This is a genomic window from Pseudomonas saudiphocaensis (genome assembly GCF_000756775.1).
In the GTDB taxonomy this organism is placed as follows: domain Bacteria; phylum Pseudomonadota; class Gammaproteobacteria; order Pseudomonadales; family Pseudomonadaceae; genus Stutzerimonas; species Stutzerimonas saudiphocaensis.
In genome coordinates this window covers 623,494-636,286 of the sequence record NZ_CCSF01000001.1, presented here as the reverse complement: position 1 = coordinate 636,286, position 12,793 = coordinate 623,494, and the positions used below count along the sequence as shown (strand labels likewise).

Below are 12,793 nucleotides of genomic sequence, written 5' to 3'. Positions count from 1 at the left end.
TCAAGGAGGCGTAGATATGCTCTTTCAGGAAAATCAGCGCACTACGCCTCCCGAGCCACCCCTCTGCACCGAACCGGAAGAAATCAACTCGGCGGCGTGCCCGCCTCTGCCACCCGACCTGCGCTACGTCAACGATGGCGAAGCCGGTATCAGCCGCAAGCGGCTACGCGGCAAGTTTGTCTACTTTATGCCCGACGGTGAGCGTATCCGCGATCCGGAGGTAATCCAGCGAATCAACAAGCTGGCGATTCCTCCAGCGTATACAGATGTATGGATCTGTCCTGATCCTCAAGGCCACTTGCAAGCAACCGGGCGTGATGCGCGCGGACGCAAACAGTATCGCTACCACCTCCGCTGGCGAGAAATCCGGGACAGCAACAAGTATGAGCGCATGCTCGAGTTCGGCCAGGCCCTGCCACGGCTGCGCGCCCGTCTGGAAAAGCATCTGGCGCTTCCCGGCGTGCCGCGCGAAAAGGTCATGGCCCTGGTGGTGATGCTGCTCGAATCCACGCTGATCCGCATCGGCAACCCGCGTTATGCGCGCAGCAACCGCTCCTACGGGCTGACGACCTTGCGTACCCGCCACGTGGATATTCGCGGTGCTTCCATCCACTTCCACTTTCGCGGCAAAAGTGGCGTTGAGCACAAGGTCACCCTGCGTGATCGCCGCCTTGCGAGACTCATGCGTCGCTGCATGGAGCTGCCCGGACAACAACTGTTCCAATATCTGGACGATGACGGCCAGCGCCGGAGCGTGAGCTCCAATGACGTGAATCTCTACCTGCGAGAAATGACCGGGCGAGACTTCACGGCCAAGGATTACCGAACCTGGGCCGGCAGTGCGCTGGCATTGGAGCATCTGCGCCGGCTGGAACACCTGCCCGAAACAGTTGCGCGGCAGAACCTGGTCGCGACGGTCAAGCAGGTCGCCAGTCAGCTGGGCAATACACCGGCGGTCTGCCGCCAGTGCTATATCCACCCGGCGATTCTCCAAGCCTTCAGTGAAGGCGCATTGGCCAGTCTGCGTGCCGCTCGCAAGCGCAAATGGCTGAGCGCCGAAGAAGCTGCACTGCTACGCTTCCTCCAGAGCAAGGTCCAGTAGGCATCCTTGGCGTTACGCCCCTGCTCCGGAGTCTGCAAGATACAGGGTTACGCGGTTGCGACCGGCAGACTTGGAGATATACAAAGCCGAGTCGGCCCACTTGATCAGCTGTGAATGGTCACTGGAAGGCTGAGTAAGGTCGGCAATGCCCAAGCTGATGGTGAAGCGGATGCTATGCCCTTCAAGCTTCAGCTCAGAGGCTTCGATGGCCAGGCGCAAGCGCTCGGCAAAAACCATCGCACCCTCGCTGTCAGTGTCCGGCTGCAGAATCACGAACTCTTCGCCACCGTAGCGCCCAGCGACATCGGAATCCCGGATATTCTGCCGAATCAGCTTGGCGGTATGCTGAATCACCCCGTCGCCGACCTGATGGCCGTAAGTGTCGTTGATCTGCTTGAAGTGATCGATATCGCACATCACCAGGGCGGAGTTGCCAGCGTAGCGCCGATGCCGGGCGTAGTCCTGACACAGTATCTCCTCCCAATGCCCGCGGTTGAACAAACCGGTCAGACGATCCGTGCTGGAGAGCCGCTGCAACTCCTGATTCGCGGCCTGCAGCTGATACCGGTTAGTCGCTACGTCAGTCACGTCATAGATAATCAGGCAAACCTGCTCGATCGCCCCGCTGACGCTCTTCAACGGCAGCAATGTGGTGTTCTGGTACATGAATTCTTCCAACCCGGTGATGGGCTGGTAGTTCTTGAAGCGCAGCAGATAAGGGCGCTGCTCCCATACGGTGAAGGACGGCGTACCAAGCGCTACGACGTTTTCCACCTTGCGCCGGAACCAGGCTTCGTCCACCTCAGGAAACAACTCGAAAAACGACCGCTTCCTGGCTTCGTCCGGCATGTAGCCGGAACGGTTTTGCATAAAGGTGTTCCAGACATCCACCCGATAGTCTCGATCCAGCACTACGACGCCGACATCGATATTCTGGACGATTGCCAGCAGCCAATGCAGCTCACTCACTTTGATCGAGTCGGTCATGCTCAGCTCATCAGGTAGGCGAGTTTACGAGACAGCAGCTCAACCGAATCCTCGGTGAACAGCAGCAAGAGATCGAAATGGACGTCATGTCCCTCAAGGCTGTAGCTGATTTCTACCGCCAGCGTGCTCTCCCAGCGTTGCTGGTTGAGGCGAATCAACTCGTTGATAGACGCATGCTGGCCCAGCACCTGGGGATGTCCCTGGGAAAACACCACGTCGATCTGCTCGGCAATACCGCTAAGGCAGGCGCTGATCAGCAGGCTCGACAGATCAAGCAGCATTTCCGGTTCGCGGTACTCGGTGGTGCGCATCAGCCTGGCCATTTCGGCCACTTCGGAGTCGTGAAAGATCAGCAGCGCTTCGCCGGCGATGCCACCGCCGATGTATCCCTGGCAGACCGCCGTAAGCCTGTTGCTCTGCCCCGCATCGGCAAGCGCCATATGCAGCTCGCCGACCTCAAGAACATTTACGTTTGGTATAGGCAGCTGCACAAATACCCCAAGCACCTTTGCCAGCAAGGCTGCCGCCCGGCCCATCGCAATATTTACAACCTCGCGAAAGGCGTCACGAAACTCTACCTCGCCCGACTCTCGGATACCGAGCATCGACAGTTCGCCGTCAATCAAACCAAGGCTGGCAAGGGTTTGTTGCAAATGTACGGGGTCGGCAGGTTTGCGGATAAAGGCCACCGCGCCAAGCTCCAGAACCCGACGCACCGCCTCGTCCTGAATATCCGCTGAAACCACGATGACCTTGCACTCGAGCGAGTCGGCACGCAGCTCGGCCAGCAGCTGATAACCGTCCATGTCGGGCATGGTGAGGTCGAGCAAAAGAATATCGATGCCGCCCTGACGAATCCGCGCCAGTGCTTCGCGGCCACCGGCGGCCTGATGAATGTCCAAAGGCCAGGCGGCCGGCAGCGCACGCAACAGCTGCTTGCGCGCCAGGTTGGAGTCATCACAAATCAGTAGAGAAACGGCTGGCATGTAGCGCTCGCTTAGCTATCCAGATTGCCGACTCTGGAGAGCTTATCTCAGCAAATGAGCGCTGTGGTGGACACCCTACTAAATAGTGGCACTTTGCCAAAAACTAACGAAATGAGCCGCTAGAATGGCCGATTTGCATCAATAGTAGGCGTTTTCACGGTTGCTATGGTCGGTCACGTCGCGCACGCCCTTGAGCTCGGGAATTCGCTCCAGCAGCGTCTTCTCAATGCCTTCCTTGAGCGTGACATCCGCCTGACCGCAGCCCTGGCAACCACCGCCAAACTGCAATACTGCAATACCTTCATCAACCACATCGATCAGCGTTACCTGACCGCCGTGGCTGGCAAGACCGGGATTGATTTCAGTCTGCAGGTAGTAGTTGATGCGCTCGTTCAACGGGCTGTCTTCATTGACCATCGGCACCTTGGCGTTGGGCGCCTTGATAGTCAGCTGCCCGCCCATACGGTCAGTGGCGTAATCGACCAGCGCATCTTCCAGAAATGGCTCGCTGACGCCGTCGATCCAAGCGGTAAAGCTTTTCAGGGCAAGTGGGATATCGTCGGGCTTTTCTTCACCCGGCTTGCAATAAGCAATGCAGGTTTCAGCGTAGGGCGTGCCCGGCTGAGTGATAAAAACCCGGATGCCGATACCTGTGGTGTTCTGCTTTTCCAGCAGATCCGCCAAATAATCGTGTGCAGCGTCGGTGATGGTAATGGCGCTCATGGGAACTCCTCTCATACATGAAGCGCAGTGTACGCCAACCACTGCGCCGGAAAAAGTCCCAGTATCTTAGTAGGACAATATATTGGGGCGACGGCACGCCAGTTTTCGGTTACAGCATCCGCCGCAGGACATCGTCGCGTTTGACGAAATGGTGCAGCAGCGCCATGCCGACGTGGCCGATTACCAGCAGGAGCGTGATCCAGGCCAGCGGCGAATGCAGGCCGCCAAGGCTCGCCGCCCAAGCGATTTCCGGACCTTTGGCTACCAGCTGCACACCGAATACTTTCAAGCCATAACCGTTGCCGATCATGGTCAGTATCCCGGTGATCGGCAGCAGCGCCATGCCGAGGTAGAGCGCCAGGTGCCCTGCCTTGACCATAAAAGCCGTGGCCGGGTCATGCCTGGGGCGCTGTTTCAGCTGACCCAAGGCCCAGAAGATGCGCACCGCAACCAGCACCAGCAGCAGCGCGCCGATGGAGATATGCCAAGGGACCAGCGTCTGGCCGATCCAATGTTCGCCGTCATTGATGCGATCGAAAAACTTCAGGAACTGCCAGAGAATCAGCCCACCCATAAGCCAGTGCAGCCATTTGCTTATGCTTCCATAGCGCTCTTTCGAGTCATGGATCATATTCACGTACTCCTTATCCCTTTGCTTTAAATAATCATCAGTGCCAGTCGAAACTCAGGGTTTCGCCAGAAGCCATCCGCTGCAGATGGTCGGCAACCACCTGTTGCAGTTGTTCAAGATTTTCGGACTCCAGAAAGACGTTCAGTCCGCCCTCCACGGCACTCAAACGGCAAAAGCCGATGCTCAGCTCGATCTCGCCCTCGCCCTCGCGCTCGTCGTGACGCACGGGAAACTTGTGGCTCCAGTGCTTGCAGAGGCGGTTGATCAACCGCGAAGGGTTGTCGGTCGCGACTATGGCCCCTGCCTTTTTCAGCTGCGGCAGATGTTCATGCGATGCTTTCAACGATGCCTCCTTCGACGCGTAAGGCCGCGCCTGTGGTTGCACTGGCCTGCGGCGAAGCCGCATAGACACAGAGATTGGCAACTTCCTCGGGAGTGGCGAAGCGCCGGAGCAGGGTCGACGGGCGATTTTCTTGGAGGAACAACGCCTCCATCTCGCTCACAGAAACGCCCCGCTCCTTGGCCATGCTGCCGATCATCGCCAGCGCACCACTGGTGCGGGTCGGACCGGGAAGAATGCTGTTCACGGTGACCCCGCTGCCGGCTAGCACCTTGGCCAGCCCGCGTGAGAGACCCTGCAGGGCTGCCTTGCTGACGCCGTAGTGGACCATTTCCGTCGGGATGTTCAGAGCCGATTCGCTGGAAATGAACTGAATTCTCCCCCACCCCCTGGCCTGCATGCCCTTCGCGTAATGACGTGCCAGGCGAACGCCGCTAAGCACGTTGACCTGGAAGATCTGTTCCCATTCATCATCGGCGATATCGAAAAAAGGCCTGACGCCATAGATGCCGAGGTTATTGACCAGGATGTCCGCCTCTGGCTGAGCGGCGATCAACGCCTTGCAGCCTTCGCTAGTACCTGCATCGGCGACCACGCCCACTGCATCGTCTCGTCCGCTGTCAGCCCTGAGCCTGGCCAGCGCTGCGTCGATTCGACTCTGCTCACGCCCTACCAGCACCAGACTGGCGCCGGCTCTGGCCAGCCCCGTGGCGATAGCCAGTCCAACACCATCAGTGGAGCCGGTTACGATGGCTATCTTGCCGGAAAGATCAATTTGCATGTCTTGTCTCCTCAATCGAAGCCAAATCCGAAGGCTGACAATGTGGTTTCCATGACGCGGTCGCTGAACAGCTTGCGTCCCTGTGAATCATTGGCCGCTCCGGCCACAAGCATCAGAGGCAGCAGGTGCTCTTCGCCGCCTGCGGGGTGGCACAGGCGCGCTGACGGCGCCTGCTCCCAGTGCGCCAGCCCAGCCTCACGCTGCTCCGCCGGTGCTTCAATCGTTGAGCTGAGCCAGGCATCAAACTCATCGGACAGCGGCCCAAAATGAGGATCGCCATAGCCGCGCATATTGTGAAAGCTCATGCCGCTGCCGATGATCAGCACACCTTCGTCGCGCAGCTGGTCCAGAGCCCGCCCCGCCTCAAGCAGCGCCTGTGGATCCAGGTCCTTGCGTAAAGACAACTGCAGGACCGGAATTTGTGCCTCTGGAAACATCAGTTTCAACGGAATGAACATGCCGTGGTCGTAACCCCGGCTCTCATCACGGCTTGCCGCCAGTCCTGCTGCATTGAGCAAGCCAACGATGCGTGAGGCCAGGTCGGGATTGCCCGGTGCCGGATAACGCAACTCATAGGTGTGCGTCGGGAAACCGTAGTAGTCGTAAATCAGCCCCGGCTGTGCAGCGCCGGTGACACGGAATTCGGTTTCCAGCCAGTGCGCCGAGATCATCAGGATCGCCTTGGGCTTCTCCGGCAGGCTTGCCGCAATGCCCTTCAAAAACCGAGCGGTGGCATCCCAGGCATTGGTGGGGTTCCAGTCCATGAAGAAACACGGCCCTGCACCATGGGGAATAAACAGTGTCGGCATCCGCTTGTTCGCCGAAACCTTGGACGTTTGCATGTTCTGCCCTCTTGAATAAAACGTGAGAGCAGTATCTATTACCATCCAGGCCTTTAGAACATGCCAAAATCCGCTAACAGTTAACACCCACAGTAGGAACTGAAATGCTCGATCGCATTACCAGCATGCGCGTTTTTGTACGGGCCACCAGCGCCGGCAGCCTGTCGGCTGCAGCGCGTCACCAAGGCATGTCACCGGCCATGGCGACCAAGCATGTCGATGCCCTGGAGGCTCATCTGGGCGTCAAGCTGTTCCACCGCAGCACCCGCCGCCTGACCCTGACCGAGGCCGGGAACCGCTACCTTGAAGCCTGTCAGCGCATACTCGGCGATATAGATGAGGCCGAGGCCACCATCAGCTCGCAACGTTTCGAGGCGTCCGGTCTGCTTCGCCTCAACGTACCGCTAACGTTCGGCATCCATTACATCGCACCGATTCTGTTCCAGTTCAGCCGCCGGCATCCCGCAGTCAAAGTAGAGCTGGGCCTGAGCGACAGTCAGGTCGACCTGATTGACGGCGGCTGGGATATGGCAGTGCGCATAGGCAAACTCGGAGACAGTTCGCTGCAGGCGCGCAAGCTTGGCGACGTGCCGCTGGTGCTCTGTGCCGCTCCCGCCTATCTCGATTCCCGCGGCGTACCACGGCGGGTGGCAGATCTGGCCCAGCACAATTGCCTCACCTACAACCTCGCCACCACGGGCAGTGCCCATGAATGGATATTCGGCCGTAACGGGGACATCCGCGCCAAGGTCGACGGCGACCTGGTGGCCAACAATGGCGAGGCGTTGCTAGCCGCCGCGGTGCAAGGACAAGGTCTGATCTACCAGCCGCTGTTCATCGTTGTCGAGTCGCTACGCCGTGGCGAGCTGGTGGCGTTGGAACTGGACCAGCCGCCGCAGGTCATTGACGGCATCTACATCCTCTATCCCCCTGACCGCCGTCCTCCGGCCAAGGTGCGAGTCATGATCGACTTCCTCGTCGAGACCTATGGCGGCACCCAGCCCTGGACGCTGTGACACGAGGCGGGAGCGCCACCCAGCACGCCAGGTGAACTGCCGCAGCTGCTCTCAGTCGGAATAACTGAGGCGGCAATCGCCGTTTCCATCGGCACGTGACTACGGTTGGAGACGCTTCCGAATGGCAGCCATTCATGTGGGGATTTCCGGCTGGCGCTACGCGCCCTGGCGGGGCGACTTCTATCCCGAGGGGTTGGTACAAAAGCATGAGCTGCGCTTTGCCTCACGGGCAGTGACCAGCATCGAGATCAATGGCTCTTTCTATTCGCTGCAGACACCCGAGCGCTATGCCAGCTGGTATGAGGACACGCCCGAGGGATTCGTCTTCAGCGTCAAATGCCCGCGTTACATCACCCATATCCGGCGACTGCAGGATGTCGAGAAGCCCATCGCCAACTTCTTCGCTTCGGGCATTTTTCGTTTGCGCGAGAAGCTGGGGCCGCTGCTGTGGCAGTTCCCGCCCAGCTTCAAATTCGACGCGAAACTGGTCGAGTCCTTCTTGCAACAACTGCCCCACGACACCGAGACGGCGCTGCAGATAGCCAAGGGTTGCGAGGAGCGAATGCAGGGCCGCAGCTACCTGGAGATCGATCAGCCGCGACCGCTTCGCCATGCCATGGAGATTCGTAACGAGAGCTTCGTCGACCCCGCCTTCACCGACCTGTTGCGCCTTTATCAGGTGGCGCTGGTGATCGCCGACACCGCCGGCAAGTGGCCCTATCGCGAAGACCTGACCAGCGATTTTCTCTATCTGCGACTGCATGGCGCCGAGAAGCTTTACACCAGTGGCTACACCGATCAGGCGCTGGAACGCTGGTGTCAGCGGATTCAGCGCTGGCACGAGGGTGGCCAGCCGGACGATGCCCAGCTGATCGACCCGAACGCCAAGCCCGCCGCCGAGGCGCGTTCGGTGTATTGCTATTTCGACAACGACGTGAAGGTCCGAGCCCCCTATGACGCGCGGCAGCTGCTGTGCCGGCTCGGGCTGGAACAAGGCCTGGAGACTCGTCCTGGCCAGCTTGAAGGAGCTTTTGTGTGACCCTGAAAAAAAAACAGCATTTAGACCCCACCGATCTAGACAGCCACCTGGCCACCGCGGTGGACTCGGTTCGGGTCCTTACCGTCAATACTCACAAGGGCTTCACGCCACTGAATCGACGCTTCATTCTGCCGGAGCTGCGCGAAGCCGTGCGCTCCATATCGGCCGACATCGTGTTTCTCCAGGAAGTGCTGGGCACTCATGAAAAGCACGCGCTGCGTTTCCAGGACTGGCCGAAGATGTCGCAATACGAATTTCTTGCCGACAGCATCTGGACCGACTTCGCCTACGGCCGCAACGCGGTCTACCCGGACGGCGATCACGGCAATGCGCTGCTGTCCAAATTCCCCATTACACGTTACGAGAACCTCGACGTATCCGTTGGCGGGCCGGAGCGGCGTGGGTTGCTGCACAGCATTCTGCAAGTGCCGGGACACAACGACTTTCACGCCATCTGCGTGCACCTGGGCCTACGAGAGTCGCATCGTCAGAAACAGCTCGAATTGCTCTGCGAGCTGGTTGATTCGCTGCCCGAGGACGCGCCCGTGGTCGTCGCCGGAGACTTCAACGACTGGCGTCTAAAAGCCGCAAACACCCTCAACCGCTGTGCCGGCATGCACGAAGTATTCGCACTTTCCCACGGCCAGGTGGCCAAGACCTTCCCGGCACGCTGGCCGATGCTGCGCCTGGACCGCATCTACGTGCGCAACGCCACCAGCCATAAGCCGCAAATATTGGGTAACAAACCCTGGACGCACTTGTCCGATCATCTGCCCCTGGCGGTGGAGATAAGGTTATGAATTTTCACTGGAGAGACGGGAATCGTCTTCAGTTGCTGGAGAATGGCGAAGAGTTTTTCCCAGCGGTCTTCGACGCCATTGCAGCAGCGAAAAAAGAAGTCCTGCTGGAAACGTTCATCTTTTATCAGGACAAGGTTGGCGCCCGCTTGCAGGAAGTTCTGATCGGTGCGGCCGAGCGCGGTGTCAGCGTCGACGTCACCGTCGATGGCTACGGATCGGCTGATCTGAGTGGCGATTTTGCCGCTGCCATGATCCAGGCCGGCGTACGCATCCACATGTTCGATCCGGGTAAGCGTCTGCTCGGCAAACGCGTCAATATTTTCCGCCGGATGCATCGCAAGCTGGTGGTGGTGGATGGCGAGCTGGCCTTTATCGGCGGGATCAACTTCTCGGCAGATCACCTCGGGGATTTTGGCCCCGAGGCCAAGCAGGACTACGCATTGCAGGTCGAAGGGCCGGTGGTTCACGACATCCACCGTTTCGCCCTCGCCAATATCGCCCCGCCCCAGGCAGGGAGGCGCTGGTGGCAACGCCGGGTCCAGCCTCCCAGTGATGGCTATGCGGGTATCAGCCGTGGCGAGGCGCGGACGCTTTTCGTCACCCGTGACAACAACGACCATCGCAACGACATCGAGCAGCATTATCTGCAAGCCATACGCGATGCGCGCTCGCGTCTGGTGATCGCCAATGCCTACTTTTTCCCCGGCTATCGGGTGCTGCGGGAGATCCGCAATGCAGCGCGCCGCGGCGTGCGGGTGCGTTTGATCCTGCAGGGCCAACCGGATATGCCCATCGCCAAGTTCGGTGCGCGCATGCTCTACAACTACCTGATGAACGCCGGCGTTGAGATTCATGAATATTGCAAGCGACCGCTACACGGCAAGGTTGCGCTGGCCGACTACGAATGGTCCACGGTGGGTTCGAGCAATCTCGACCCGCTCAGTCTTTCATTGAATCTGGAAGCGAATCTGATCATTCGCGACCACGGCTTCAACCGTAAGCTGCATGAGAATCTCGACCGGCTGCTGCGCGAGGACTGCCGGCGCATTCCTCTCGAACGGATCGTTCGAGGTTTCTGGTGGCGCGCTCCGCTGGCTTTCGTGATCTTTCACTTCCTGCGCCATTTTCCTCAGCTGGTGGGCTTCTTCCCCGTACACAAACCGAAGTTGCAGCTTCTCGATTCCGAGCCGCTCGAATCCGATCCCACCCCGTTGCAACGAGAGCATCGATGAATCCGCACGCCATGAACAACGAGACTCGCAGCGTCTGGAAACGGCGCTGGCCGACGATAAAGAAAATCCTTACCTATGTGTTTTTTCTGCTTGTCGCCGGCCTGCTGATCAGCCTTGCACGCAGCCTGGACTGGGCGGAAGTCGCCGACACACTGCGTAGCTACAGCATGCAGACCTTGCTGATGGCCGGCGGCGCTGCCTTAGCCAGCTACGCGGTTTACTGCTGCTACGACGTGCTCGCCAAGAGCTATGTCGGTCACGACCTACCGATCAAACAGGTGGTTCCCATCACCTTCGTCTGCTATGCCTTCAATCTCAACCTGAGCGCCTGGGTCGGCGGCATCGCTCTGCGTTACCGTCTCTACTCGCGGCTGGGGCTGGGCGCTGCGCAGATCACACGCATCTTCACCATGAGCGTGCTGACCAACTGGCTCGGCTACCTCTGGCTGGCGGGTGCGATCTTCGCCATGGGCTGGATAAAGCCGCCGGCTGACTGGGAGATCGGCACGACTGCACTGCGCCTGCTGGGCGTACTGCTGATTGCAATCAGCCTCTTCTACCTGGGACTTTGCCGCTTTTCCAAGCGCCGGCAGTGGAGCCTTCGTGGTCACGAAATCGAATTGCCGTCCTGGAAACTGGCGCTGATTCAGATGCTGTTGGGCGCTGCCAACTGGTCACTGATGGCCCTGGTGGTGTATTTCATGCTGTCACAGAAAGTCGAGTACCCCATGGTGCTGGGCATCCTGATGATCAGCAGCATCGCCGGTGTAATCACCCACATTCCGGCCGGACTGGGCGTCATCGAAGCCGTATTCGTGGCTTTCCTCGCCTCCGGGGAAATGAGCAAGGGCAGCGTCGTCGCCGGCCTTATTGGCTACCGGGTGATCTACTTCCTCATCCCGCTGTTCTTCGCGACCCTGGTCTACATCGTGCTGGAAGCGCGCGCCAAGAAACTTCGCAACGCCTCAGCTGCCTCGCATTCTTGAGTGCCGGAAAAAGCACCACGCAAGCGGCGTAGCGAGAACGATCACCGTGCAGCAAAACAGGGTGATGGCGGTCTGCAGGCCGTAGTGGTCGGCGATCCAGCCGACACCGAACAACGGCGCGATACTGCCGACATAGCCACACACCAAGTAGGTTGAAATCAGCCCGGACCGCTGTGCCGGGCTGGCAATGCGATTGACCATACTGATGCCTCCCAACAGGCACAGACCATGGGCAAGCGCAGTGGCGGATACGCCAAGACTGAATATCAGGCTGGAACCGGCCCTGAAGTTCAGGACCAGCAAAGCATTGCTGATAACCACCGCCAGCAGGCCAAGCGAACCGCACCAACGCACCGGCAGGCGAGCGCAGGCCAGCTGGGTTACAGCCGAAGCCAGGAGGATTACGCCAATCGCCGTCCCACTTACCACAGGACCGTGCCAGGGCAGCATTTTTTCCAGAAACAGCGGTGACAAGGAGGCATAGAGTCCGAACATGCCGAAGGCAAAGAACGGACAGGCGCAGGTCAGGATGAATGGCCAGGCATCAGCCCGAGAGGTTCCGGTCAGACGTGGCAGAAAGGTTCGCCAGCCGAGGGTTCCGCTTGCCGGTGGTACGTGAGGAGCCAGCTCGATACGCAGCAGCGCATAGATCCCGAGCAGGCAGAGCAGCAGGGTCGGGATGTAGGTCACGACCAGCGGGTATGGCAACCACTGCCCGATAACCCCGCCGGTCAGCGGCCCAAGCCCGAAACCGAAGGCCAGCAGAAAGCTGGTCATCATCGACACCCATTGCGCGTTGTCGGGCCGGGATATCTGCATCAACCCCACCGTCGCACTGGTGACGATCAGACTGGATGAGAGCCCTACGGCGAAACGCCCAGTGTTCAGGCTCGTCAGATCCCACGCAAGCGTCGTCAACAAGGTCCCGCCCCACCCCAGCAACAGGCCGAGCAGCATAACCGTGCGAAACCCCAGGGTGTCGGACAGGCGGCCCATGAACAACAGACCACTCAAGGCGCCAAGCATATACAGGATGTAGATCAGCGAGATATCACTGGTCCGCAGCTGCCAGGCTTCCTGATAGAGAGGATAGAGGGGGGATATAAGCGCCGTTCCCATAACGCCGACGCACATGGCGAAACAGACCCAGGGAAAGGCTGACCAAGCTTTTTTCATGGAATGCCCGTTGAACTTAAGGCCGGACAAGCATTATGGACGATTCGTCCATGCGGCCTCGACTCTTATCGGTGAGGCCTTGCAGAAAGGCCCTTACAAAAGGGCCTTGGAACAAGCTGTTGGAGATGAAGATCCGCTATTTGATCAGGAGG

Annotated in this window: 14 protein-coding genes; 6 read left to right on the top strand and 8 right to left on the bottom strand. The window is 59.3% G+C overall.

Features of this window, described 5'->3' with window-relative positions; translation table 11 throughout:
- The first annotated feature begins 16 nt into the window (after positions 1-16).
- On the top strand, positions 17-1,102 hold the full coding sequence (locus BN1079_RS03075) for a DNA topoisomerase IB (RefSeq protein ID WP_081950797.1): 1,086 nt from the start codon (positions 17-19) through the stop codon (positions 1,100-1,102).
- Positions 1,103-1,114: 12 nt separating this feature from the next.
- Here the strand turns inward: BN1079_RS03075 and BN1079_RS03070 are convergent, their stop codons facing one another.
- From BN1079_RS03070 to BN1079_RS03040, 7 genes are all read right to left on the bottom strand, one after another.
- Positions 1,115-2,089, bottom strand: a complete 975-nt coding sequence (locus tag BN1079_RS03070) for a sensor domain-containing diguanylate cyclase (protein WP_037022205.1) — start codon at positions 2,087-2,089, stop codon at positions 1,115-1,117.
- A gap of 2 nt (positions 2,090-2,091) precedes the next feature.
- Positions 2,092-3,075, bottom strand: a complete 984-nt coding sequence (locus tag BN1079_RS03065) for a response regulator (RefSeq protein WP_037022204.1) — start codon at positions 3,073-3,075, stop codon at positions 2,092-2,094.
- A 138-nt stretch (positions 3,076-3,213) separates the two neighbouring features.
- A complete protein-coding gene (gene nfuA, locus BN1079_RS03060) occupies positions 3,214-3,798 on the bottom strand; it encodes a Fe-S biogenesis protein NfuA (RefSeq protein WP_037022203.1) in 585 nt (194 codons plus the stop codon).
- A 109-nt stretch (positions 3,799-3,907) separates the two neighbouring features.
- The gene (locus tag BN1079_RS03055; protein ID WP_171819279.1) at positions 3,908-4,429 is read right to left on the bottom strand and encodes a cytochrome b; all 522 of its coding nucleotides are present in this window, start codon (positions 4,427-4,429) and stop codon (positions 3,908-3,910) included.
- 37 nt (positions 4,430-4,466) lie between these two features.
- Positions 4,467-4,772, bottom strand: coding sequence for a DUF2218 domain-containing protein (locus BN1079_RS03050; protein ID WP_231850760.1), 306 nt, complete (start codon positions 4,770-4,772; stop codon positions 4,467-4,469).
- Positions 4,756-5,550: an SDR family NAD(P)-dependent oxidoreductase gene (locus tag BN1079_RS03045; RefSeq protein WP_037022202.1), complete on the bottom strand. Its 795-nt coding sequence runs from the start codon at positions 5,548-5,550 to the stop codon at positions 4,756-4,758. Before BN1079_RS03045 ends, BN1079_RS03050 begins: the two co-directional genes overlap by 17 nt.
- Positions 5,551-5,561: 11 nt before the next feature.
- Complete coding sequence (locus tag BN1079_RS03040; protein WP_037022201.1) at positions 5,562-6,392, bottom strand: DODA-type extradiol aromatic ring-opening family dioxygenase; 831 nt, start codon at positions 6,390-6,392, stop codon at positions 5,562-5,564.
- 104 nt (positions 6,393-6,496) lie between these two features.
- Here BN1079_RS03040 and BN1079_RS03035 point away from each other — a divergent pair, with 104 nt between their 5' ends.
- The 5 genes from BN1079_RS03035 to BN1079_RS03015 all read left to right on the top strand — a co-directional run bounded on the left by BN1079_RS03035 (position 6,497) and on the right by BN1079_RS03015 (position 11,465).
- A complete protein-coding gene (locus tag BN1079_RS03035) occupies positions 6,497-7,408 on the top strand; it encodes a LysR family transcriptional regulator (protein ID WP_037022199.1) in 912 nt (303 codons plus the stop codon).
- Between the two features lie 121 nt (positions 7,409-7,529).
- On the top strand, positions 7,530-8,447 hold the full coding sequence (locus BN1079_RS03030; protein WP_037022197.1) for a DUF72 domain-containing protein: 918 nt from the start codon (positions 7,530-7,532) through the stop codon (positions 8,445-8,447).
- The gene (locus tag BN1079_RS03025) at positions 8,444-9,247 is read left to right on the top strand and encodes an endonuclease/exonuclease/phosphatase family protein (RefSeq protein WP_037022196.1); all 804 of its coding nucleotides are present in this window, start codon (positions 8,444-8,446) and stop codon (positions 9,245-9,247) included. Before BN1079_RS03030 ends, BN1079_RS03025 begins: the two co-directional genes overlap by 4 nt.
- Positions 9,244-10,479 carry a cardiolipin synthase ClsB gene (gene clsB / locus BN1079_RS03020; RefSeq protein ID WP_037022194.1) on the top strand — a complete coding sequence of 412 codons (1,236 nt, stop codon included), beginning with the start codon at positions 9,244-9,246 and terminating at the stop codon, positions 10,477-10,479. The genes BN1079_RS03025 and clsB overlap by 4 nt, the downstream gene beginning before the upstream one ends.
- Positions 10,476-11,465, top strand: a complete 990-nt coding sequence (locus tag BN1079_RS03015; RefSeq protein WP_231850759.1) for a lysylphosphatidylglycerol synthase domain-containing protein — start codon at positions 10,476-10,478, stop codon at positions 11,463-11,465. Before clsB ends, BN1079_RS03015 begins: the two co-directional genes overlap by 4 nt.
- On the opposite strand, the gene BN1079_RS03010 is transcribed toward BN1079_RS03015, so the two are convergent.
- Positions 11,445-12,641 carry an MFS transporter gene (locus BN1079_RS03010; RefSeq protein WP_052114416.1) on the bottom strand — a complete coding sequence of 399 codons (1,197 nt, stop codon included), beginning with the start codon at positions 12,639-12,641 and terminating at the stop codon, positions 11,445-11,447. The genes BN1079_RS03015 and BN1079_RS03010 overlap by 21 nt on opposite strands.
- Positions 12,642-12,793 lie beyond the last annotated feature (152 nt).